At 67.7% G+C, this 23,380-nt stretch carries 18 protein-coding genes, 2 tRNA genes and 1 pseudogene (1 of these 21 running past the window's edge); 17 read left to right on the top strand and 4 right to left on the bottom strand.

Features of this window, described 5'->3' with window-relative positions:
• Positions 1-78: 78 nt before the first annotated feature.
• A complete protein-coding gene (locus ACMCNN_RS23295; protein WP_412742635.1) occupies positions 79-1,725 on the top strand; it encodes an MFS transporter in 1,647 nt (548 codons plus the stop codon).
• The gene (locus tag ACMCNN_RS23290; protein ID WP_412742634.1) at positions 1,722-3,302 is read left to right on the top strand and encodes a GMC oxidoreductase; all 1,581 of its coding nucleotides are present in this window, start codon (positions 1,722-1,724) and stop codon (positions 3,300-3,302) included. The genes ACMCNN_RS23295 and ACMCNN_RS23290 overlap by 4 nt, the downstream gene beginning before the upstream one ends.
• A gap of 51 nt (positions 3,303-3,353) precedes the next feature.
• On the opposite strand, the gene ACMCNN_RS23285 is transcribed toward ACMCNN_RS23290, so the two are convergent.
• On the bottom strand, positions 3,354-4,388 hold the full coding sequence (locus ACMCNN_RS23285; RefSeq protein WP_412742633.1) for a cytochrome d ubiquinol oxidase subunit II: 1,035 nt from the start codon (positions 4,386-4,388) through the stop codon (positions 3,354-3,356).
• Positions 4,385-5,803: a cytochrome ubiquinol oxidase subunit I gene (locus ACMCNN_RS23280; protein WP_412747249.1), complete on the bottom strand. Its 1,419-nt coding sequence runs from the start codon at positions 5,801-5,803 to the stop codon at positions 4,385-4,387. The genes ACMCNN_RS23285 and ACMCNN_RS23280 overlap by 4 nt, the downstream gene beginning before the upstream one ends.
• Before the next feature lie 398 nt (positions 5,804-6,201).
• Here ACMCNN_RS23280 and ACMCNN_RS23275 point away from each other — a divergent pair, with 398 nt between their 5' ends.
• The 7 genes and pseudogenes from ACMCNN_RS23275 to ACMCNN_RS23245 all read left to right on the top strand — a co-directional run bounded on the left by ACMCNN_RS23275 (position 6,202) and on the right by ACMCNN_RS23245 (position 16,776).
• Entirely contained in the window at positions 6,202-7,530 is a 1,329-nt protein-coding gene (locus tag ACMCNN_RS23275; protein ID WP_412742632.1) for an NAD(P)/FAD-dependent oxidoreductase, read from the top strand.
• Positions 7,527-8,930 carry a glucose-6-phosphate dehydrogenase gene (zwf, locus tag ACMCNN_RS23270; protein WP_412742631.1) on the top strand — a complete coding sequence of 468 codons (1,404 nt, stop codon included), beginning with the start codon at positions 7,527-7,529 and terminating at the stop codon, positions 8,928-8,930. The genes ACMCNN_RS23275 and zwf overlap by 4 nt, the downstream gene beginning before the upstream one ends.
• 112 nt (positions 8,931-9,042) lie before the next feature.
• A complete protein-coding gene (locus ACMCNN_RS23265; RefSeq protein WP_412742630.1) occupies positions 9,043-9,456 on the top strand; it encodes a GNAT family N-acetyltransferase in 414 nt (137 codons plus the stop codon).
• Positions 9,457-9,723: 267 nt separating this feature from the next.
• Positions 9,724-11,322 (top strand): GGDEF domain-containing protein, encoded by a 1,599-nt coding sequence (locus ACMCNN_RS23260; RefSeq protein WP_412742629.1) that lies wholly within the window; start codon positions 9,724-9,726, stop codon positions 11,320-11,322.
• A gap of 1,422 nt (positions 11,323-12,744) precedes the next feature.
• Positions 12,745-13,713 (top strand): hypothetical protein, encoded by a 969-nt coding sequence (locus tag ACMCNN_RS23255; protein WP_412742628.1) that lies wholly within the window; start codon positions 12,745-12,747, stop codon positions 13,711-13,713.
• Positions 13,714-14,062: 349 nt separating this feature from the next.
• Positions 14,063-14,959, top strand: coding sequence for a hypothetical protein (locus ACMCNN_RS23250; protein WP_412742627.1), 897 nt, complete (start codon positions 14,063-14,065; stop codon positions 14,957-14,959).
• 1,157 nt (positions 14,960-16,116) lie between these two features.
• A pseudogene (locus ACMCNN_RS23245) lies at positions 16,117-16,776 on the top strand (HAD family hydrolase).
• Here ACMCNN_RS23245 and ACMCNN_RS23240 read toward each other — a convergent pair.
• The gene (locus ACMCNN_RS23240; protein ID WP_412742626.1) at positions 16,757-17,110 is read right to left on the bottom strand and encodes a hypothetical protein; all 354 of its coding nucleotides are present in this window, start codon (positions 17,108-17,110) and stop codon (positions 16,757-16,759) included. The pseudogene ACMCNN_RS23245 and the gene ACMCNN_RS23240 overlap by 20 nt on opposite strands.
• Positions 17,111-17,184: 74 nt before the next feature.
• Here ACMCNN_RS23240 and ACMCNN_RS23235 point away from each other — a divergent pair, with 74 nt between their 5' ends.
• Positions 17,185-17,808 carry a tyrosine-type recombinase/integrase gene (locus ACMCNN_RS23235; protein ID WP_412742625.1) on the top strand — a complete coding sequence of 208 codons (624 nt, stop codon included), beginning with the start codon at positions 17,185-17,187 and terminating at the stop codon, positions 17,806-17,808.
• A 94-nt stretch (positions 17,809-17,902) separates the two neighbouring features.
• On the opposite strand, the gene ACMCNN_RS23230 is transcribed toward ACMCNN_RS23235, so the two are convergent.
• Positions 17,903-17,973: transfer RNA gene (locus ACMCNN_RS23230), tRNA-Gly, on the bottom strand.
• Positions 17,974-18,099: 126 nt separating this feature from the next.
• Between ACMCNN_RS23230 and ACMCNN_RS23225 the strand changes: the two genes are divergently transcribed.
• From ACMCNN_RS23225 to ACMCNN_RS23195, 7 genes are all read left to right on the top strand, one after another.
• Positions 18,100-18,173: transfer RNA gene (locus ACMCNN_RS23225), tRNA-Pro, on the top strand.
• 36 nt (positions 18,174-18,209) lie between these two features.
• A complete protein-coding gene (tig, locus tag ACMCNN_RS23220) occupies positions 18,210-19,559 on the top strand; it encodes a trigger factor (RefSeq protein ID WP_412742624.1) in 1,350 nt (449 codons plus the stop codon).
• Positions 19,560-19,748: 189 nt separating this feature from the next.
• Positions 19,749-20,381 (top strand): ATP-dependent Clp protease proteolytic subunit, encoded by a 633-nt coding sequence (locus tag ACMCNN_RS23215; protein WP_412742623.1) that lies wholly within the window; start codon positions 19,749-19,751, stop codon positions 20,379-20,381.
• An 11-nt stretch (positions 20,382-20,392) separates the two neighbouring features.
• Positions 20,393-21,055, top strand: coding sequence for an ATP-dependent Clp protease proteolytic subunit (locus tag ACMCNN_RS23210; protein ID WP_412742622.1), 663 nt, complete (start codon positions 20,393-20,395; stop codon positions 21,053-21,055).
• 209 nt (positions 21,056-21,264) lie between these two features.
• Positions 21,265-22,554, top strand: a complete 1,290-nt coding sequence (gene clpX / locus ACMCNN_RS23205) for an ATP-dependent Clp protease ATP-binding subunit ClpX (RefSeq protein WP_130511140.1) — start codon at positions 21,265-21,267, stop codon at positions 22,552-22,554.
• Between the two features lie 8 nt (positions 22,555-22,562).
• On the top strand, positions 22,563-23,207 hold the full coding sequence (locus tag ACMCNN_RS23200; RefSeq protein ID WP_412742621.1) for a GNAT family N-acetyltransferase: 645 nt from the start codon (positions 22,563-22,565) through the stop codon (positions 23,205-23,207).
• A 162-nt stretch (positions 23,208-23,369) separates the two neighbouring features.
• Positions 23,370-23,380, top strand: the beginning of a protein-coding gene (locus ACMCNN_RS23195) for a carbon-nitrogen hydrolase family protein (protein WP_412742620.1). 787 nt of this gene lie beyond the right edge of the window; only the first 11 of its 798 coding nucleotides appear in the window; it begins with the start codon at positions 23,370-23,372; the stop codon falls past the right edge of the window.

Raw genomic sequence — 23,380 nt, 5'->3', positions numbered from 1 at the left:
AGGCGCGGCGCCGGACCGGTGCGCGAGTGTGGATCGGCAATACCGGGCCGTAGTCACCTCGGGTAGGAGTCGAACGCGATGGCAGACGCCACACCTGCCCCGGGCATCACCGCGACCGTGCCCCCGACGGAGCCCGCACGAGCCGGCCTGGTCCTCTTCTCGCTGATCGCGGTCGCCGCGGTCGCCAACCTGAACCTGTCCGTCGCCAACGTCGCCCTGCCCTCGATCGGCCGGGCGTTCGACTCCTCGCAGACCACGCTCGACCTGATCGCGGTGGGCTACTCGCTCGGTCTGGCCGCCTCCGTGCTCTACCTCGGTGCGCTGGGAGACCGCTACGGGCGCAAGCTGATGCTGCTGCTCGGCATGGTGCTGTCGGTGCCCGCGTGCCTGCTGGCCGCCTACGCACCCTCCGACAGCGTCCTGTTCGCCGCCCGGGTGCTCGGCGGGCTCTCGGCCGGCATGGCGTACCCGACGACGCTGGCGCTCATCGCGGCGCTGTGGTCCGGCCCGGGCCGGACGAAGTCGATCGCATTGTGGTCGGCGATCGGCGGCGGGATCGCCGCCCTGGGGCCGTTGGTCGCGGGTGCCATGCTGCAGAACTTCTGGTGGGGATCGGTCTTCCTGGTCACCCTGCCGCTGGCCGTCCTCGCCCTGTTGCTGGCGTGGTTCTTCGTGCCGGGCCACGTCAACGAGACCACCGAGCCGGTCGACAACCTCGGCGGCATCCTGTCGCTGGTGCTGGTCGGGGCGCTCATCCTGGCCATCAACTTCGCGCCGGTACCGAACGCCGGCACGCTGACGCTCGTCCTGACGGCGATCGCCGTCGTCGCCCTCGTCGCGTTCTGCCTGCGGCAGCGGCACGCCCGGAACCCGCTGTACGACCTGCACGTGGCCGGACGGCGGGTGTTCTGGGTCGCGGCCTGTGCCGGGGTCATCGTGTTCGGTTCGCTGATGGGCTCGGCGTTCGTCAGCCAGCAGTACCTGCAGAACGTCCAGGGCTACTCCACCCTGGAAGCGGGCGCGGCCTTCCTGCCCGCCGTGGTGTTCATGGTTCTGGTCGCGCCGCGCTCGGCGAAGCTCATCGAGACGCACGGGGCGCGGTTCACGCTGCTCACCGGATACGTGTTCCTCCTGTTCGCGTTCGCCTGGATGCTGGTGCTCTGGACGGAGGGCAGCCCGTACTGGCGGATCGCCGTCGCCTACGCGTGCATCGGCATCGGCGTGGGGTTCGCGGGCACACCGGCATCGCATTCGCTGACCGGGTCGGTACCCGTGCAGCGGGCCGGGATGGCCTCCGGCACCGCCGACCTCCAACGTGACCTGGGCGGCGCCATTCTTCAGTCGATCTTCGGAGCGTTGCTCACGGCGGGCTACGCCTCTGCCTTCTCCGCGGCGATCGCGGCGTCACCCGATCAGCAGGACATCACCGACAACGTCCGGAGCATGCTGACGAAGTCGTTCTCCAGCGCCGCGGACACCGCTCAGCAGTACCCGCAGTACGCCGACCAGATCACCGCCGCGGCGAAGTCGTCGTTCCTGGACGGCGCCGACTGGGCGTACACGGCCGGGATCATCGCGATCGCGGTCGGCGCCGTGATCGTGTTCTTCCTGTTCCCGAAGCGGGAGCAGGAGCAGCAACTGCTGGCCGCCTACCACGCCGAGGACAGCGCGGCGCGACCGGACGCGGCGGCACGGCCAGCGGACACCGACAAGGGGTTCCCATGATGGACGACCAAAACGTCGACGTGATCATCATCGGTACCGGCGCGGGGGGTGGCACCCTCGCCCACAAGCTGGCGGGCAAGGGCAGGAGTGTCCTGCTGCTGGAGCGCGGCGGCTACCTGCCCCGGGAGCGGGACAACTGGGATTCCTCCGCCGTCTTCGTCAAGGGCAGCTACCGGGCGCCGGAGTTCTGGCTCGACAAGAACGGCGACGAGTTCCCGCCCGAGGTCAACTACTACGTCGGCGGGAACACGAAGTTCTACGGTGCGGCGCTGTTCCGGCTGCGGCCGGAGGACTTCGGCGAGCTGCGCCACCACGACGGCATCTCACCGGCGTGGCCGCTCGGCTATGCCGACTTCGAGCCGTACTACACGGAGGCGGAGCGGCTCTACCTGGTGCACGGCGAGCACGGGGAGGACCCCACCGCGGGGCCGGCCAGTGGCGCGTACCCGTTCCCCCCGGTGCAGCACGAGCCGCGTATCCAGCAGCTCAGTGACGACCTGGAGAAGCAGGGCCTGCGCCCGTTCCACCTGCCGATCGGGGTGAACCTGATCCAGGACGGGCAGGGCCGGGCGACCCACGGCAGCGTGTGCATCCGCTGCGACCGGGTGGACGGCTTCCCGTGCCTGGTTCGCGCGAAGTCCGACGCGCAGATCATCTGCGTGGATCCCGCGCTGGAGCACGACAACGTCCGCCTGCTCACGAACGCGTACGTCGAACGGCTCGACACCGACCCGGCCGGCCGCACCGTCACCGCTGTCGTCACCCGGCTCGGCGACGGGTCGCTGGTACGGCTGAGCGCGGACATCGTGGTGGTCTCGTGCGGCGCCGTGAACTCGGCGGCGCTGCTGCTGCGTTCGGCCAACGACCAGCACCCGCGCGGTCTGGCCAACAGCTCCGACGTGGTCGGGCGCCACTACATGCGGCACAACAACCTGGCCCTCATGGCGGTGTCCAAGGAGCCCAACCCGACCCGGTTCCAGAAGACGCTGGCACTGCACGACTGGTACCTCGGGTCCGACGACTGGGACTTCCCGCTGGGTGGCATGCAGATGCTGGGCAAGTCGGACGCCGAGCAGATCAGGGCGAACGCGCCGCGCCTGGCCGGTCGGCTCTCGCCCGAGATGCCGTTCGAGGTGCTGGCGCACCACGCCGTCGACTTCTGGTTGTGCGGGGAGGACCTTCCGCTGCCCGACAACCGGGTCACCCTCGAATCCGACGGCCGGATCCGCCTGACGCTCGACGAGAAGAACAACGTCGCGGGCGTCGAACGCCTGCGGCACAAGCTCCAGGGCATGCTGAGCGAGCTGGGGATGCACCCGCACCGCCTGCTCGACCACAGCATCTACCTGCACAAGGGGATGCCGATCGGGGCGACGGCGCACCAGGCCGGCACGGTGCGGTTCGGCACCGACCCGCAGAGTTCCGCCCTGGACACCAACTGCAAGGCCCACGACCTGGACAACCTGTACGTGGTCGACACCAGCTTCTTCCCGAGCATCGGTGCGGTGAACCCGTCGTTGACCGCGATCGCGAACGCGCTGCGCGTCGGCGACCACATCGCCGAGCGGCTCGGTTAGACACGTCTGTCGTACTCGGCGGGGCCGAATCGGCCCCGCCGAGTCGCGTGTCTACGGGGCATGCTCGGGTCGCGAGGTCGTCGGGTCTTCACCCAGCGCGGTGCGCTGGTCGAGGAGGTACAGCAGGGTGAGTGCGGGCCCCACCAGCAGCAACGCCACCACGAACCAGACCAGGAGCCAGTGCAGCGTCACCGCGGCCGCCGCGCCGTCGCTGATGGTCAGGGAGAACGGCAGCAGGTACGGGTACTGCGCCACGGCCCACGCCCACACCAGGGCCGCGACGCCGGCGGCGCCGACCAGCCGCAGGCCGCGTACCACCCCGCGGGAGGCCAGCAGGAACGCCGCGGTGAGCGCGACCGCGCTGAGCAGGAGCAGTGCCCAGCTCCGATGGACGATCCGGTCGAACATCTGCGCCTGGTCGGCGTGCAGTGCGGCCAGCGCGACCACGCCGAGCACGAAGGCCACGCCACCCGCGACGATCGCCCGGACACGGAAGTAGCCGTGCAGCTCCGGTACGCCGCGCCGATGGGTCTCCGCGGTGAGGTACACCGCCGACCCGAACGCACCGACCGCCACGGTCAGCAGCCCGAAACTGATCGACGTGGCGTTCCACCAACTGGTCACCTGGTTGCCGGCGGCGTTGCCCACCGGCACCCGGCCGGCCATGACGGCGCCCAGTACGGCGCCCAGGCACAACGGCGTCAGCACCGATCCGATGCCGAACAGCCAGCCCGCCAGGTGCCGCGCCCGCGCCCGCGCGGCGTCCTTGCGCATGGCGAAACTCGCCGCGCGCAGCACGATGCCGACGGCGGCCAGCGCCAGCGGGATGAACAGGGTCGACATGGTCGACGCGAACGTGGAGCCGAACGCGGTCCACGCCAGCACCAGCACGTAGATCAGCCAGACGTGGTTCGCCTCCCACACCGGCGTGATCGCCACGTCGATGAGCGCGCGCGGGCCGCGTCCCCGCTCGGCCCCACCGGCCAGCAGGTCCCACAGCCCGGCGCCGTAGTCGGCCAGGCCCGTGCAGGAGTACAGGGTGATGGCGAGCACGAGGATGACCGCCACGGCGACGGCCGCGTTCACCGGGACACCTCCTCACCGTTGGCTGCCGGGGCGGCGGCCGCGGCGTCCACGGGTGGTCGCGGTCCGTAGACGGCGTCCGTGTCGACCGTACTGTCGCTGCTCCGCCACCGCCGCGACATCGCCCGCAGCACGGCGACGGTGCCCGCCGCGAGCGCGAGGTACAGCACCACGACCACCGTGAAGCTGACCCACACCCCGTCGGCGTCGGTGACCGCGTCCGAGGTGCGCAGCACGTTGTAGACGATCCACGGCTGACGGCCGACCTCGGTCACGATCCAGCCCGCCTCCACCGCGACATAGGTCAGTGCGCCGGCGCCGGCGGCGCACCACAGGAAGAGCTTGGATTTCGGTACGCCGCGCCGCCGCCAGTAGGCGATGGCGTACCAGAGGGCCAGCAGGATCAGTACCGAGGCGATCCCCACCATGGTGTCGAACGCCCAGTGCACGATGTTCACGTTGGACGGCCGGTCGTCGACCGGGAACGCGTCGAGGCCCTGCACGTAGGTGCTCGTACTGCCGCCCGAGAGCCAGGAGTTGAGGCCCGGAATGCGGATGCCGCCGGTCACCGTGTTGGTCGCGGAGTCGTAGCGCCCGTACAGGATCTCGGGCTGGTGGGAACCGGAGTTGGTGACGACCTCCATGGCGGCGAACTTGGCCGGCTGGTCCTGGTAGATCGCGACGGCGGCCAGGTCGCCCACGACGAACTGCACCGGCGTCAGCGCCGCCGCGACCGTGAACGGGATGAGGATGCCCAGTCGGTGGTATCGGTCCCGTCGTCCGCGCAGCCACCCGACGACGTACACGGAGGCCACGGTGAACCCGGCGGCCATGTACGCCGCCAGCACGAAGTGGCTGTACTCGTACGGCAGCGCCTTGTTGAAGATCGCCGCGGCCGGGTCGATGTCCGTGATCTGGCCGTCCGACGCGACGGTGAACCCGGCCGGCATGTTCAGCCACGCGTTGGCCGAGATGATCGACAACGCCCCGGCGAGCGCGACGAACGGGATCGGCACGCCCAACCAGAAGTGGGTCCACGGCCGCAGCCTCCGCCAGCCGTAGATGTAGATGGCGACGAGGATCGCCTCCAGGAAGAACGCGACCCCCTCGATCGCGAACGGCAACCCGAAGACCTCGCCGAACCGGCCGGTCAGCCCGGGCCACAACAGGCCCATCTCGAACGACAGCACCGTGCCGGAGGCGGCTCCGACCGCGAAGGTCAGCCCGGCCGCGTGCGACCAGCGCCGGGCCAGGGTGAGCGCGACGGAGTCGTTGCGCCGTAGCCCCTTGAAGTGCGCGATGAGCATCAGCGTCGGCAGTGCCACCCCCAGCGGCACCAGGATGATGTGGAACATCAGCGTGAACGCCATCTGCTGGCGCGCGGGGAGCAGTTGTGCCGGCTCGGCCAGCAGGAGCATCCCGCTCACGGCCGGTCTGCCCCATCGTGCGGATTCAGCGGCGGTACGCGATCGCGCCCGGCGACGGGCAGCGGTTCCGGTTCCACGTCGACCTCCAGTCCACGGCGGATCGGCCGGGTGCGTCCGTCCGGAATGGATCGGGCGCCGCGGCTGAGGTCCACCGTCCGTTCGATCCCGCAAGGGGTCACCACCCGCCGCGGGTGAACCTGGCGACCCCTTGGCACCGTATCAGCCGCTTTCGGCGCTATTGACCGTATTCGCCACATCCGAGACGATCACCAATCTCATCCTTGTCGAATGAAGCCCGCCGCAACCTGAGCGGGGAACCATGGCGTTTGCCGCCCCGCGCTCCGGCGCACCGATCCAGCGGCGCGTTCCGACGGGAAGGAATCTCGCCGATGGTTGCCACGCCCCCCGCAGCGGACGATGGCCATCGTGGAATCACCCGGGTAGTCATCGTCGGCGCGGGATTCGCCGGCGTCGCCTGCGCCCGGCGGCTGGCGGACGAGCCGCGGGCGCACGTCACGATCATCGACAGCACCGGATACCACCAGTTCCAGCCGCTGCTGTACCAGATCGCGACCGCCGAACTCGCGCCCGAGGACATCCGGTTCGACCTGGCCGGGATGTTCGCCCGCAACTCGAACGTCGAGACCCGCACCGCGGAGGTCGTCTCGATCGACCCGAGCCGACCATCGGTGACGCTGGCCGACGGCGGCACCGTCGAGGCGGACGTCCTCGTCGTCGCCGCCGGCGCGCAGGCGAACTTCTTCCGCACCCCGGGTGCCGAGGAGTTCGCGGTGCCGCTGTACAGCCTGGCCGACGCCGAACGGATCCGCTCCCGCCTGATCGAACTTTTCCGGGACACGGCAGCCAAACCGGAACTCGCCGACGAGGGCACGCTCACGTTCGTGGTCGTCGGCGCCGGCCCGACCGGCGTGGAGACCGCCGGCGCCCTCGCGGAGTTCGTCCACGACGTGATGCCGCACGTGCACCCGCATCTCACCACCGTCGGGTCGAAGGTGATCCTCGTCGACATCGGACATACCGTCTTGTCGGCCTTCTCCGACGAGGCACACACCTACGCCGCCAAGAGCCTGCGCCGGCGCGGTGTCGAGCTGCGGCTCGCGGTCTCGGTGAAGGAGGTGGCCGCGGACCACGTCACCCTCGGCGACGGAACGACGATCAAGACCGGCCTCGTGATCTGGGGCGGCGGCCAGATGGCCGCGCCGCTGGCGTTCGGGTCAGGGCTGCCGCAGGGCCGGGGCGGCCGCATAGACGTACGCCCCGACCTGACCGTCCCCGGGTTCCCCGCGGTGTACGCGCTCGGCGACGTCGCCAACATCCCGACCGGCGACGGCAACGGGCTGCCGCAGCTGGGCAGTGTGGCCCAGCAGTCGGGCGACTGGGCGGGCGGCAACATCATCGCCGACATCGAGGGCACCGGCAGGCAGTCCTTCGAGTACAAGGACAAGGGCATCATGGCGATGATCGGGCGCAAAGCCGCCGTCGCCGAGATCGGCCAGCGCCGCCACGAACTCGACGGCCGGTTGGCGTTCGCGGCCTGGCTCGGGGTGCACGCGCAACTGCTCGCCAACACCGGCGCCGAAATGCGGGCCTTCATCGCCTGGGCGGATGAGTTCTACCTGCGGCCCGGGCACCGTTCCGCCGAACTTCTGGATCCGTCGAAGATCGATACACCACGCATCGGGAAGGGCGCACCATGACGGGCAATCCGCGGGACACCGCGCCGCAGCCGGCGGACGTACTGGTCATCTTCGGGATCTCCGGCGATCTGGCGAAGGTGATGACCTTCCGGTCGCTGTACCGGCTGGAACTCCGGGGACTCCTCGACTGCCCGATCGTCGGCGTCGCCGTCGACGACTGGAGCCAGGAAGACCTGCTCGCGCATGCCCGCGCCGCCATCGAGGGCACCGGCGAGAAGATCGAGGAGGAGACGTTCGACCGCCTCGCCCAGCGCATGACGTACCTCAGCGGCGACTTCGGCGACGGCGCCACGTACCAGCGGGTCGCCCGGGCGATCGGCTCTGCGGCCGCGCCGGTCTTCTACCTGGAGATCCCGCCGTTCCTGTTCGGACGCGTCACCCAGGGGCTTGCCGAGGCGGATCTGGTGCGGTCCGGCCGGGTCGTCGTGGAGAAGCCGTTCGGGCACGACCTCGACTCGGCGATCGCCCTCGCCGCGGAGATCCACCAGCACATCGGAGAAGAGCAGCTGTTCCGGATCGACCACTTCCTCGGCAAGATGGGGCTCGAGGAACTGGTCTACTTCCGGTTCGCCAACACGATGCTGGAACCGGTTTGGAACCGCAACTACGTCGAGTCGGTCCAGATCACGATGGCCGAGAACTTCGGGGTCGACGACCGCGGGCACTTCTACGACCCGGTCGGTGCGGTGCGCGACGTGGTCGTCAACCACCTCATGCAGGTCGTCGCGGCGGGCGCGATGGAGGCACCGGCCGGACGTGAGCCGGAGATCGTCAAGAACGCCCAGGTGGCGCTCTGGAAGGCCATCTGCGAAGCAGACCCCGCCCAGTGCGTGCGTGGCCAGTACGACGGCTACCTGGACGTCTCCGGAGTCGCCCCGCAGTCGGCCACCGAGACGTTCGTCGCGCTGCGCCTGGACATCGACAACTGGCGCTGGTCCGGGGTGCCGTTCTTCATCCGCGCCGGCAAGTGCCTGTCCTCCACCCAGACGGAGTTCCGGCTGATCTTCAAACGGCCACCCCGGCTCGGCCTGCACCTGCCCGGTCTGCACCAGCCCGCCCCTGACGAACTGGTCATCAAGCTGGACCCGTTCACCGGCATCCGCTTCAAGATGGAGGCCCATCGCTCCGACGCGCCCGGTCCCGAGCCGATCACCCTGGACATGCAGTTCGCCCAGGAGGGCGGCGAAGGGCCGACGCCCTACGAGGTGCTGCTGCACGCCGCGATGGCCGGCATCAGCACCCGGTTCCAGCGGCAGGACGGTGTCGAGGAGACCTGGCGCATCCTGCAGCCGCTGATCAGCAACCCGCCGCCGGTGCATACGTACGCGCCGGGCTCGTGGGGGCCCGCCGCCGCCGACGCGCTCGTCGCCGACTACGGCGGCTGGCGCGAGCCCTGGTGACCATCCGCCCGAATCGATCGGAGCCGTTCGCGCTCGCCGCCGTCCGGTGGCACGGTCCGCGGGCGGCTTCGCCATGATCTACGTCATACGGTCCGCGCCCACCATCCCAGAGTTGGCCCGGCTGTTGTGGCTGGACACCCACGGAGTGGAGCCAGCCCCGGCGCAGGTTGCGGTGTTCGCGGCGGGGCTCGCGCACTGGTGGGGCGTTCACCAGGACTCGCACCTGGCGTTCGTCGCCCGACTCCTGGGTCCGGAGATCGTCGGTATGGCCTGGATTGCACTCGTTCCTCGCGTCCCCAGGCCTGGGGCGGCAAGCCGGATGTCCGCAGACATCCAGAGTGTCTTCGTCACGGTGGAGAGCAGAGGTCAGGGCATCGGCTCGGCGCTCGTGGAGGCTGCTTCGGAGTACGCGGCCCGCCGCGGGTCGCTCCGTGTGACGGTCAGCTCCGGTCGCAAGGCCGTGCCAGTGTACGAACGGCTGGGATTCGAATCGTCCCGGCAACTCCTGCAGCGGCTGCCGCGCTGACAATTCGCACCTTACGCAGGAGCGCGGCCACGGGGCTGCCGTCGTTGTCACGACCCTGCCCCGGCTCGCCGTCGAGAGGCCGGGGCCGCGGGCGGGAGCGCTCGGCGCGGTGCGGCGCGCGATGCCGGCCGCAGGCCGCCAGCAGCGCCGCGGCCTGGCTGCCCGCCACCTCCTGGGAAGGCACTCCCCAATTGCTTCAACCTGCCTGGCCCCGGCCGATCGGGAGGTGAACCGCATCCGGGGGGTGAAACCTTGATCAACAGCGAGATGAGCGCCGTGCAACTGTCGGCTGTCCTGCTCGAGATCGAGGACCGCAGCTTCGAGAACGCGAACACCGATCTCACCCTCGCCACCGAACTCGAAACCCGCGCCGTGGAACTCGGCGACGACAGCCTCGTCGCGCGCGCCCGCGTGTGCCGCGCGAACCTGCTCGCCCGCGTCGGCAACGTCGCCGAGGCCGCGCGGCGACTTGACGACAGCTACGCATGGGCGGTCCAGCACGGCGACCGCCCGTTGCAGTCCCGCATCCAAGCGATCTGGTCGCATGTCCAGCGGCTGCGCGGGGACTTCGCGAAGTGCCTGGAGCACGCGGTGAGTTCGGTCGAGCTGCTCGACGACACCGCCACGCCGCACATGCAGGTACGGCACCGGATGAAGTTGGCCGACGCCCTCGCCGACAGCGGCGCGCTGGACGCGGCCCGGCTGCGATTCCGGCAGGCCGAGGAACTGGCGCGCGAGTTGGGCCTGTGGGAGCCGCTCACGGACGTCCTCAACAACTGGGCCTACTCGGAGCATCTCGCCGGTGACTTCGTGCGCGCCCAGGAGGTCGCCCGCCGGCTTCAGGAACACGCCGCGACACACGGCATTGGCCTTGACCCGACCATCTTGGACACCGTCGGCGCGATTCAGATCGGCAACGGCATGTATGTCGAGGCCGAGCAGACGATGCTCACCTGCATCGACCTGCACCACACGGGGGAGTACGGCGGCGGCGACTACCTGGCCGAGCACCTGCTCACCCTGGCTCGCGCCCAGCGCGGGATGGGCGCCACGGATCGTGCCCAGTGTAGCCTCGACACCTCCCGCACCCTGTGCACAGAAGGCGAACTGAACGAGGTCCTGGTCCGGGTGCACCAGGAGCAGGCCGAGCTGTACGCCGCACGCGGCGAGATCCATGAGGCGTTCGCGATGTACAAGATCTTCCACGACGCCTACGTGAGGTTGCGTTCGAAGCAGCACGAGGCCCAGGCACAGGCCATCTTTGAGACCGCCGAGGTCCGCGAGGAGGCCGAACGCTTCCGCGAGCAGGCCCGCCGTGACGCGCTGACCGGCCTGCGCAACCGCCGCTACGTCGACGAGGAACTGCCCACGCTGATCGCGGCCGACCCCGAGCTCACCGTCGCCATCGTCGACCTGGACCACTTCAAGCGGATCAACGACGAGCTGTCCCATGACGTCGGCGACCAGGTCCTCGTCCAGATCGCCAAACTGCTGGAGACGGAGTTGACCGCCGCCGTACCGGATGGATTCGTGGCCCGCCTCGGCGGCGAGGAATTCCTGATGGTCCTGCCCGCGACCGCCGTCGCCACCGCGGCAGACACACTCGACCGGATCCGGCGGACCATCGGCGCACATGCCTGGTCGGAGATCACCGGCACGCTGCCCGTGACGATCAGCATCGGGGTGGCCTGCGTACAGGAAGCACCCGAACGCAGCCAGCCGGCCCTGCTGTCCGCGGCGGACCGCCATCTCTACATCGCCAAGCGCGCCGGCCGCGATCGCGTCGCCTCCGGCCAGGGACGCAAGGCCCCCCAACGGACCTACCGCGACCTCGACACCGCCTCAATCCATCACGCCCAGCCTTGACCGGCGAGGTCGAGGCCCACGCGCGATTCGCCGCGAAGATCGCAGGACATTCCCGCCGCCCGTCTCGAATGTCCCTGTCGCTCACCCTGAGTAGTTGCTCCAGTGTTGTTCCGGAACGTCGGCGGCAGGCCAGTCCATTGCGGGCCGCGTTGACCTACCAGCACGCCACGAGCGAGCGGAGCCGGGAGATCGCGGAGGCGATGGCGCGGAGGCGATGGCGCGGAGGCGATGGCACGGAGGCCGGTTTGGAGCTCTGGAACGACGACGGCCCGGGTCTGAGATACACCCTCTGACCTGGGCCGTTACGCTATGAGCGGGCGACGGGAATCGAACCCGCGTAATCAGTTTGGAAGATCGTCCGGCACGTCCCGGTGTGCCCGAATCGCCTGGTCAAGCAACGTGTCCGCCGTGCCGTTCGTGCCCGTTCGCGCCCATTCATCGATCTGGTTACGGGCCCGTGGATGGTCCGCGTCAGCGCCTCGCCCTTCTAATCGCTCAAGCCCATCGCCGCCGTGAGTCCCACGGTGTGCGGACTCGCGGTGGTGATGGGCGGCCCTCATCTCTGTCGAAGATCCCCGCCGGAGGCATGGGGCCTGACCGCCTAGTGGAACTAAATCCCGCTTCACTGTGCGGCTCCCTGCTTGCCAGGATCATCTCTACCGACCTGGGCGATGATGGTCCGGTGCATGAGCATGACGAGGCACAGTTCTCGCGCCCTGCGGTCTGTGATCAATGCCCGCATCCGATCAGTGAGCACACCGTGTGGGAGCCCGACGAGAACTGCGGCGGTTGGATGCACTGCACTGCCCCTGGATGCGACCGATGCTGGCACCACTGGCCACCCCTGTCTGGCTTCGCCCGCGCCCACGTGCCTGAAGTCTGAAGGCCAGCGGTTCGACCCGCCCCGGCCAGGGCCCGCCGAGGCAAGCCAGCTCCGCTGGCGCGGCGAGCCGATCGCCCCAGCCACGACGGCGCTCAGCTATCCAGGCGATCGTCACGGCCCTGCGCCCCTACCGGCCCTCGCTGATCGGGCTCGACACGCAAAGACGGGAACCGCAAGCGCGGACCCCGCCCTAAAGTTGGTGCGGGCGCGAGCGACGGAAACTCCCGGTGTCCGCCTCCCGATCGCCCGTCTGTGCAGCACCGGGATTGCAGCTACCAGCAAGGATACGTCGCCTGGTGCGGCGCGCCGCGGCACGCGATGCCGGCCGCAGGCCGCCAGCAGCGGGCCGCGAGCGCGCACGGTGCGCCTTGATCTAAGTACAGGGCAATTCGGCAACAGTCATCGTCGTCACCGTGTCCTCCGTCGGCTGATGTGCGACACGCGTCCGCCAACTGATAGGCGACACGCGAGGGCGCCGATCGCGGCATGACAGGATGCAGGTCCCTAGACCGCCAATCACGTTGTGTTGTGGGGCTCTTGTGGTTGATCTGCGAGACTTCCGTACGCTCCGCTGGTCAGCCGACGAGGGGCCATGGTCAAGCGCCGCATCCGCCAGGTTCGCCGCCGACGGCTACGAGGCGCTGAGCTTCCAGGCGCCACGCGGACTCAAGCTCGGCACGCTGGACTTCGTGCGTGACCTGCCCGGACTTCGCGGTTTGAGTATCGACGCACCAGTCCTCGACGACTCGGCAGTCAACGATCTGGCGGAACTGGAGTACCTGAGCCTAGTAACCGGCTCCCGCAAACCCCTGGCGGTCGATCGGCTGGAACGCCTGACGAGCCTTGTGGTGACTGGTCGGCGCGATCTCTTGACGATCGGTCCGCTGGCCCGGTTATGCAGTTTGGTGGTGGCGGGCTCGGCTGGATCGGACATGCGATTTCTGGGCGACAAACCGCTACTGCAACGTCTTCGGCTGGATGGGCGACCGGGCCATCTTCGCCTCGACGGTCTCGACCGGTGCCCGAAGCTGACTGAACTGCTCGTACAGGACCACCAGGTCGCCTCGCTGAGTCCGCTGAAGGCATTGACTGAGCTGGAACAAGTCACCCTCAGCGGTCCGAAGCGCCTGCCCGCGGACAACGATCTGGATTTGGAACACCTCACCCAGTCGCGCGACCTTCACCGGCTGGTACTCATAGCCGCAGGCCGAATCCGGAGTCTGGCGCCGCTTCGCCGCCTCACGAGGCTGCGCAGCGTTCGGCTTGACCGAATCGCGATCAACGACAGCGACCTCACCCCACTGTCACAGCTGCCACGCTGGACGGAAGTGACCCGCCCTCGATCCTCCTTGACTGAACTATCGCATCGCTCAGTGCCACTGCAGGCTTCTAGGCCGTCGCGTATCACCTGGCGAACATATGTCGCACATCAGTTGTCGGATCACGTCGTCGTCACCGTCGTCACGGTGTCTGATGTTCGACAGTCGGCTGAAGGTCGTGTGGTGTGACTGCCGGAACTGCATGGTCCTGGGTGTCGCCGGCGAAGCGCCCTAACCGTGAGATATGTGGTCGGCAGGACCGTCACGCTGATCCATGAGTTCACCACCGATGACCTGGTCATCTATAGTCCGTCTTCTTGCCCGCGTCGACCAGGGTTATGGTCGTAGCGCTGTCGGACCTCGGCCCCACCCTTGATCCTTCGGGTCACCGCGTTCGCAGGAGATGCTCAACATTGACAGCTATCGTTGGTGTTACTAGGGTTTGGTCCCGCCACGGGGGCTCCAATCAGCACGGCTACGTCAGCATTCCGGATGCCTTCGTGCGCCTTCATCCGAGCGCGAGGGAAGGACTCTGTACGTGGAAGACTGGAAACGCTTTAAAGCTGCGTTGGCAGTGGGCATCATTGCCCTGGGATGTCAATTGGTGGGTGCCTCGCCCGCAAACGCAGGCGGCCCCGCAGGAAAGTCTAGTTGCAAGCCGCATGGATCGGCCATCGGCAAGAGCATCAATTCAAAGACGCTTGCGGAGTTCACCAGCTTGCTTGACAACAAAGGGCGCAGCCAGGCCGAAATCGACAAGGTGCTGGCGAGCGAATGGTGCGTGGTAAAGGTGGGCGTCGAGCCGATCAAGTCGGCGGGCGTAGCGCGGCTAGCAGAGCGATCAGACGTTGAGGTCGGCACGAGTCTCTACTACAACCAAAGAGACACTATGTACTACGCGGCCATGACCTGGCAGTGGAAGAATCAAAACTACAAAGACGATTACAGCGGCGCTTGCTTTGACGACCAGGAGATTGGTGGTGAAGACGCGTGGGGGGTCCGCGTCGCGGGCGCGAACGTCTATAATTTCGACCACGGCGCCTTTTATCAAGGCAGGCAAGAGCTGGCCGGGCGTAAGAACCACTATGGTCAGTCAACCGTAGAGCACTCTGCCGTTGCAAACGATCATGGGACTGGATGGATGGCGCAAGACCACGCAATTAAGGTCGGTGCCCCGCACTTTCCGGGATGCACGGAAGACGTTGACTTCAACATGGATCACGGGAACGGCTGGCAAACTGTCTATCCATACGGTATCCCCAGTCAGAGTTGCGTTAGGGTGCAAATCTACGCTAAGTATGTGCATACCTGGGATGAGACTGAAGTCAATTCGATTGGTGTAGGCGCTGACAGCTTTAGCATTGGTTGGACGAACGAAGGGCACGATTTCCAGATCGAGGAGCCCGGCGTCATCGGCGATATTTGCAATTACTGAGGTTGATCGTATAGCATAGACCTCGGTTCGCGCGGAAAGGGGAAGACTGCAACGATGAATCGCCGAAATGGCTACCTATCGGCAGTTGTCGTTATTGGGGTCCTAACCCTTGCGTATATCAGTGTCTCAGCAAGATCGAATCCTAAGCCCAAAGTTGACGGGTCCTACCAGGTGTCAGCGGCCGAGAGCAGCCCCGTGGTCTTCCAGGAAGTCTGGGCTTCGATGCATCCAGAAAATGCTGGCGCTGCGCCTCCGGGGACGGTCCTTGTGCGAACTTCCTGGGTTGCAAAAAATCTAGGCAATCATCGCCTAGAGAACTGCTTCTTCCATATTGTCGCACTCTTCCCAAGAGGTAATCAGGCAACCGGAGTGGTTCCCGGTGGATTCGCCCTAGGCGAGAATGGCGCTATTACGAAGCAGATCCAAGAAGAGCATTCCGAGATATATAACGCATTCGATGACTCTGGCAATCCAGAATTTCACGGCGCAATTGCGGCTATCGCTGCATCCGATAGCCAACCCCCGTTTACTATTGCAGTCTCCCCGAACGGGGGAGTCACCTTGACCCCTGGTCAGGTTCGTGTAGGGCTGTCGTTTAGTTGCGATGGCAAGCTACGGTCGTTCCAATGGTTACGCGAAGGAAGAGCCGTTCAAGGCTAGCTGGCAGAACGCCTCACGCGGTCGGTGCACAATATCCGCTATTCCGCCGGACAAAAGAGGGCTGCCCGAACGGGCAGCCCTCTTTCGGGTGGTGCGATGGCCATCACGAGACAGCACCCTAAAAAGGACGCCGAAATAGTTCACCTCCGTAGTCGACCTCGAGGGCTGTAAACGCACGATGCAAGCGTCGGGGGAAGCGCCGTGGCACGGCCCGTGGCACGAACCCCGGCCTTCTGAAGACATCAGAGAAGAATGAGACGCGCTAGGTGCTAGCAAAGTTCCTGCTAGAAGCCACAGTGGACGCGATCATGGCCTCTTCTCATCCGTCGGTCATCGGTTCGAATCCCGCCTAGGTGCGCCGGGCTCCGAGGCCCACCGGTGATATCGACTCAAGTCCCGCCGTCCGGATTGCCTCAATCTAGGCATAAAATGATCATGGAGTGCACTCCATGGCAGCCGCTGTCGGCGCCGAACCGCGAGGGCTTACGCTCGGTCCCATGATTCGAGCTGTCGTCTTCGATGTCGGCGAGTGTCTGGTGAACGAGGCCCGCGAGTACGGGACGTGGGCGGACTGACTGGGCGTACCGCGGCACACGTTCTCGGTGGTGTTCGGCGCGGTGATCGCGCAGGGGCTGGACTACCGGGAGACGTTCCAGGTGTTTCGGCCGAGCTTCGACCTGACCCAGGAGCGGGAGAAGCGCGCGGCGGCGGGTCAGCCGGAGTGGTTCGGCGAGGTTGACTTGTATGCGGATGTCCGGCCGTCGCTGAGCAAGCTGCGCGATTCCGGGTTCTGGGTCGGGATCGCGGGGAACCAGGCCGTTCGAGCCGGCGGCATCCTGCGGTCGCTTGACCTGCCGACAGACATGATCGCCACGTCGGACGACTGGGGCGTCTCCAAGCCGGAACCGGGCTTCTTCGAGGCAGTCGCCAAGGCCACGCCGGCCGCACCGGACGAGACGTTGTACGTGGGTGACCGGCTCGACAACGACGTCCGACCCGCGGCGATGGCAGGCTTCAAGACGGCGCTGATTCGTCGCGGCCCGTGGGGGGTCATTCAGCAGCGTGATCCGGAAGCGGACCGGGTGGCGACGATGCGGATCGATTCTCTGGCTGAGCTTCCGGAGCGGATTGCGGCGTTCAACGCCGGAACGCGTTGAGGGTGGTGTGCCAGCCGTAGAGCCGGTCGTCGAGGTGCCGGACGTAGGCTTCGTCGGCCCATGGCTGGAGCGCACTGCGGACCTCGCGGATGCGTGCCATGCCGGTGGCGTACCAGGTGACGGCGAGCTGGTCGAAGGCTTCCTCACCGCGGGCGCACGCGCCTTCCGGACGCTTCTGGGCGACCTCGACGGCGGCGAGGTCCCCGAGAACGACGGTTCGTTGCTTGCCCTCCCCGGCGGGCAGGGCGTCCAGGGCAGCGGTGAGGGTGTCGCGGGCTTGGGCGAGGCGGCCGGCCTTGAGTTGGGTGTTGCCCTTGAACGCGGCGAGGCGCACCGGCGAGAACCAGGTACCACACCCCGGAGCGGCCGACGGCGACGATCCCGCAGGTCTTCGCGCTGGCCGCCGCCATGCCTGCCCGGTTCTCGGCCCTGGTCATCGTGGGCGCGTTCTCCAGCCTGCGGTGGGGCGAGCTGGCCGAGTTGCGCCGCCGTGACGTCGATCTCGATGAGGGCATCGTCCGGGTGTCGCGCAAGCTCGCCGTCCTCGTCGGCCGGGTGGAGGTCGGCCCGCCCAAATCGGCCACCGGGGTCCGCGTCGTTGCGCTGCCTGCTGTCGCGGTCGACGCGCTCTGTATACATATGGGACCAGGTAGTTACGTCGGTGACGGTCCGGATGCGCTGATCTTCACCGGAGCCAAGGGGGCGCATCTGCGGGGGAGCACCTTCGGCCCGGCGGTCAAGTGGCGGACCACAGTCGTGAAGGTCGGTCTCCCCGAGGGCTTCCACTTCCACGACCTGCGGCACACCGGCAATACCCTCGCCGCGTCGTCGGGCGCGAGCACCCGCGAGCTGATGGCCCGGATGGGCCACGCGACCGTGCGGGCCGCGCTGATCTACCAGCACGCCACCAGCGAGCGGGACCGAGAGATCGCGGAGGGCATGGACCGGCGGATCGCCCGCCCGTCCGAGAAGCAAGATCCGCTAGACGCGGAGGACGGGGATGGCCCGGCTGAGAATGCTGCGGCCAGCTAATGGCCCGTGAATGGCCCACGCGGCCATTCGAAGCCCTGAAACGAGGGCGGCCCAGGTCTGGGATACACCGTCTGACCTGGGCCGTTACGCTATGAGCGGGCGACGGGAATCGAACCCGCGTAATCAGTTTGGAAGACTGAGACTCTACCATTGAGCTACGCCCGCGAGCCCCGGCTGCCCGGGGACCGCGCACCAGACTACTGAACGCACGCCCGCGACGCGAACCGGATCGCCGGGCGGGTGACTCCACGGCACATGCGCCTGGAGCGACCGCATACACTGACGGCGCCACGGGGTGTGGCGCAGCTTGGTAGCGCACTCGCTTTGGGAGCGAGGGGCCGTGGGTTCAAATCCCGCCACCCCGACTGCCACCAACCTCGCAAGCAACAAGGAGTACGTCTGTGAAGAGCACCGTCGAGACTCTGAGCCCGACCCGGGTGCGGCTCGCCATCGAGGTGCCGTTCGAGGAGCTCACGCCGAGCCTGCAGAAGGCGTACCGGGAGATCGGCTCTCAGGTGCAGGTCCCGGGCTTCCGGCGCGGCAAGGTGCCCGCCGCGGTCATCGACCAGCGGGTCGGCCGCGGCGCGGTCCTCAACGAGGCCGTCCAGGAGGCGATCCCGCAGCAGATCCTCGCCGCGGTCCAGGAGCACGAGGTCAGGACGCTGGGCCGGCCCGAGGTGGAGATCACCGAGTTCACGGACGGCAACCCGCTGAAGTTCACCGCCGAGGTGGACGTCCGCCCGGAGATCACCGTGCCGGACCTGTCGACGATCACCGTGACCGTCCCGGCCGTCGAGGTCGCCGACTCCGACGTCGACGAGCAGATCAAGGGCCTGCGCGAGCGCTTCGCCACGCTGAAGACCGTGGAGCGGGCCGCCGCCGACGGCGACTACGTCCAGCTCGACCTGAAGGCGACCGTGGACGGCGAGGAGGTCCCGGGCGGCAGCGCGACGAACATCTCCCACGAGGTCGGCAGCAAGCAGCTGCTCCCGGGCCTGGACGAGGTGCTGGTCGGCATGTCGGCCGACGAGGAGAAGACGTTCACCACGCAGCTCGTGGGCGGCGACTACGCCGGCCGCGACGCCGAGGTGCACGTCACCGTCCGTACGGTCAAGGACAAGCAGCTGCCCGAGATCGACGACGAGTTCGCCCAGCTGGCCAGCGAGTTCGACACGCTGGAGGAGCTGCGCACCGACCTGCAGACGCGCCTGGGCAAGGTCAAGAAGGTCGAGCAGATCTACGCCGCCCGCGACGAGGCCCTCAAGCAGCTCGTTGAGGCCGCCGCCATCCCGGCGCCCGAGGGCATCGTCAAGGAGGAGGTCGAGGGCCGCAAGCAGGCCATGACCGACCAGCTCGAGCGGATCGGCGCCAGCCTGGCCGACTACCTGGCCTCGGAGGAGAAGACCGAGGAGCAGATCGACGAGGAGCTGACCGAGGCCGCGACCGAGGGCGTCAAGATCCAGCTGCTGCTGGACACCATCGCCGACGCCGAGGACGTGCAGGTCTCCGACGACGAGTTCGGCCACGAGATCGTGCACCGGGCCCAGCGCGCCCAGATGCAGCCGCAGCAGTACTACGACCAGCTCGTGCAGTCGGGCGCCGCGGCGGCCGTCTTCGGCGACGTGCGTCGCGGAAAGGCCCTCGCGTCGGTCATGGAGCGGGTCACGATGAAGGACAGCGAGGGCAACACCCTCACACTCGACGACCTGCGCGAGCAGGGCGAGGACGAGCACGCCGGTCACGACCACTGACGGTGCGGAAGCGGGCCGGGCCGTCTCGGCCGGGCCCGCTTCTCTCCGTACGGGCCGGGCCGTGCGCTGTCAGCGAACACCTGCCCGAGCGGGAAGCTCCCGCGCGGGGGACCGGTTAGGTTGGTCGTACGACGGACAACCTGCCGGCCGCGAAGTCCGGGCCGGCACAGTCAGCTGCGAAGGGCTGCCATGAGCGATCTGCACTTCCCGGCGAGTCCCCTCCTGCGGGGCGGCGACTCCATCAGTGGCAACCTCGACGACTCGGTCTACAACCGTCTGCTCCGCGAGCGGATCATCTTCCTCGGCAGCGAGGTGACCGACCAGGTCGCGAACCGCATCTGCGCGCAGCTGCTGCTGCTCTCCGCGGAGGACCCCGAGCGCGACATCAACTTGTGGATCAATTCGCCCGGTGGCTCGGTCTACTCCGGCATGGCGATCTACGACACGATGCAGTTCATCGACAACGACGTCGCCACCGTGGCCATGGGCATGGCCGCGTCGATGGGCCAGTTGCTGCTCTGCGCCGGCGCCCCGGGCAAGCGTTACGCGCTGCCGCACGCGCGCATCATGATGCACCAGCCGTCCGGCGGCATGGGCGGCACCGCCGCCGACATCGCCATCCAGGCGGAGCAGATGCTGTACACCAAGCGCATGTTCCAGGAGCGGGTGGCGTTCCACACCGGCCAGGACCAGGCGACGATCGAGGCCGACTCCGACCGGGACCGTTGGTTCACGGCGCAGGAGGCCAAGGACTACGGCTTCATCGACAAGGTGATCACCGGGGCCACGCAGGTCCCCGAGGGCGCCGGAACGCTGAACTGAGGAGCTGAGCAATGACCGACCTGACGATGCCTCCCGGGTTCGCTCCGGTGCACAACCGCTACGTGCTGCCCTCGTTCGTCGAGCGCACCTCGTACGGCGTGAAGGAGTCGAACCCGTACAACAAGATGTTCGAGGACCGGATCATCTTCCTCGGCGTGCAGGTGGACGACGCGTCGGCGAACGACGTGATGGCCCAGCTGCTCACCCTGGAGAGCACGGACCCGGACCGTGACATCACGATGTACATCAATTCGCCGGGCGGCTCGTTCACGGCCATGACGGCCATCTACGACACGATGCAGTACGTCCGCCCGGACATCATCACGGTCTGCCTCGGCCAGGCGGCCAGCGCCGCGGCCGTGCTGCTGGCCGCAGGCACGCCCGGCAAGCGGATGGCGCTGCCGCATTCGCGGATCATCATTCACCAGCCCGCCACCGAGGGCGGCTACGGCCAGGGCTCGGACATCGAGATCCAGGCGCGCGAGATCCTGCGGATGCGTACCCAGCTGGAGGAGATGATCTCCCGGCACTCCGGTCAGTCGATCGACAAGGTCCGCAAGGACATCGATCGCGACAAGATCATGACGGCCGAGGAGACCAAGGAGTACGGCCTGGTCGACACGGTGCTGGCCAGCCGTAAGAAGAGCCTGCAGGCCGCCGGCGTCGGTAGCTGAACGCAGCGCGTCGGGGGCCGGCCGGAGGAGCTACACTGGCTGGCCCCTGACACGCCCGTTTTGGGGGTCGGAGAACAGCCCCTCAACGGGTAACGTCGAGCCTGCAACCTCAGTAACGCGGGTCGGCAGTCGATGAGTTAGCAACGAGGCAGATCGTCCTCAGGCCACGGGCCGGCGCGGGCCGGCCGATGAGCGCAGGGAGAACGTAGGTGGCACGGATCGGCGACGGTGGCGACCTACTGAAGTGCTCGTTCTGTGGAAAGTCGCAGAAGCAGGTCAAAAAGCTCATCGCAGGTCCCGGGGTCTACATCTGCGATGAATGCATCGATCTCTGCAACGAGATCATCGAGGAGGAACTGGCCGAAACCGGCGAGGTGAAGTGGGAAGAGCTTCCCAAGCCGATGGAGATCTGCCAGTTCCTGGACAACTACGTGGTCGGGCAGGAACAGGCCAAGAAGGCGCTGTCCGTCGCGGTGTACAACCACTACAAGCGGATTCAGGCAGAGTCCTCCGGAGCGCCCGGCGCGGGCAGCGACGTCGAGGTGGCCAAGTCCAACATCATGCTCATCGGCCCCACGGGCTGCGGTAAGACCCACCTGGCGCAGACCCTCGCGCGGATGCTCAATGTGCCGTTCGCGATCGCGGACGCCACCGCCCTGACCGAGGCCGGCTACGTCGGCGAGGACGTCGAGAACATCCTGCTCAAGCTCATCCAGGCCGCCGACTACGACGTCAAGCGCGCCGAGCAGGGCATCATCTACATCGACGAGGTCGACAAGATCGCCCGCAAGAGCGAAAACCCGTCGATCACCCGCGACGTCTCCGGTGAGGGCGTCCAGCAGGCCCTTCTCAAGATCCTTGAGGGTACGGTCGCGAACGTCCCGCCGCAGGGTGGCCGCAAGCACCCGCACCAGGAGTTCATCCAGATCGACACCACCAACGTGCTGTTCATCGTCGGTGGGGCGTTCGCGGGCCTGGACCGCATCATCGAGTCCCGTATCGGCCAGGGTGGGGTCGGCTTCGGTGCCCACCTGCGCTCGATCTCCGAGCGGAACACCGACGACATCTTCAGCAAGGTCATGCCCGAGGACATGCTGAAGTTCGGTCTCATCCCGGAGTTCATCGGCCGCCTGCCGGTCATCACGACGGTACGCAACCTGGACCGGACCGCGCTCATCAAGATCCTCACCGAGCCCCGCAACGCGTACGTGAAGCAGTATCAGCGCCTCTTCGAGCTCGACGGCGTCGAGCTGGAGTTCGACGAGGGTGCCCTCGAGGCGATCGCCGACCAGGCGATGCTCCGCGGCACCGGCGCCCGAGGCCTGCGCGCCATCATGGAAGAGGTCCTGCTCTCCGTGATGTACGAGGTGCCGAGCAACCCCGACGCCGCCCGCGTGGTCATCACCCGCGAGGTCGTGCTGGAGAACGTCAACCCGACGATCGTCCCGCGCGAGTTCGTCGGCCGGCGCCGTCGCGAGCGCGAGGAGAAGTCGGCCTGACCGTCGCCGTGTACGACCTTGCGGAGGTCGTCGCCCGGATCGAGCGCGCCGAGCGACTCCCGGCCGACCCCTGGCTTGATGTCGTCCCGGCACCGGCGCCCCACACGGCAGCGGTGGCCTCATTCCCCGGCCACGTCGTGGTCGCCGCCGACGTGGACCGCCCGTTCGTCGAATCCTTCACCGACGGCAACGATCTGGCGGCCCCACTGGGACCGCAGTTCCTCGGTGCCCTGGAGGAGCGACTCCGACTCGCCGCGGGCAGCACCGACGTGGTTCTCCTGGCCGCGTCCGGCGAGGGCGATCCACTTCCAGACCTGAAGCCCGTACCCGACAGCACCCACCCCCGTGCGGTCCGCGCCCGCCTGCACCGGTCTGATGTCCAGGTCTGGAGCTGTGGCCCCGGCATCGTGGTCGTCGGCCGCGGCGTGGCGGGCCGATGGGAGGTCTCCATCGAGGTCGACGAGGACGCACGCAACGCGGGCCTCGGTCGCGCTCTGGCCTCGGCCGCGCGGCGGCTCGTGCCCGACGGCCGCCCTGTGTGGGCCCAGGTGGCCTCGGGCAACGTGGCCAGCCTCCGGGCGTTCCTCGCCGCGGGATACGCCCCGATCGGGGCCGAGGTTCTGCTCACGCCGGTGGTCTCCACGGTCGCCTGACCCGCTTCCCAAGGGGAACTCCCGCGCGAACCAAGGCGTGGCACTGACGCCCCTCTGCCTGCCCGAGCGTTGGGCTCCGCCGAGTCCGGGTCCCGTGACACGTTCAGCCCCGCATCCGCGCCAGGGCCGACGAAGGCCGACCGGGACCGTACGCTGACATACATGCGCGTCGC

Source organism: Krasilnikovia sp. MM14-A1004, assembly GCF_047159485.1.
Classification (GTDB): Bacteria; Actinomycetota; Actinomycetes; order Mycobacteriales; family Micromonosporaceae; genus Actinoplanes.
The sequence above is the reverse complement of the archived record's forward strand: the minus strand, read 5'-3'. Positions and strand labels throughout refer to the sequence as shown.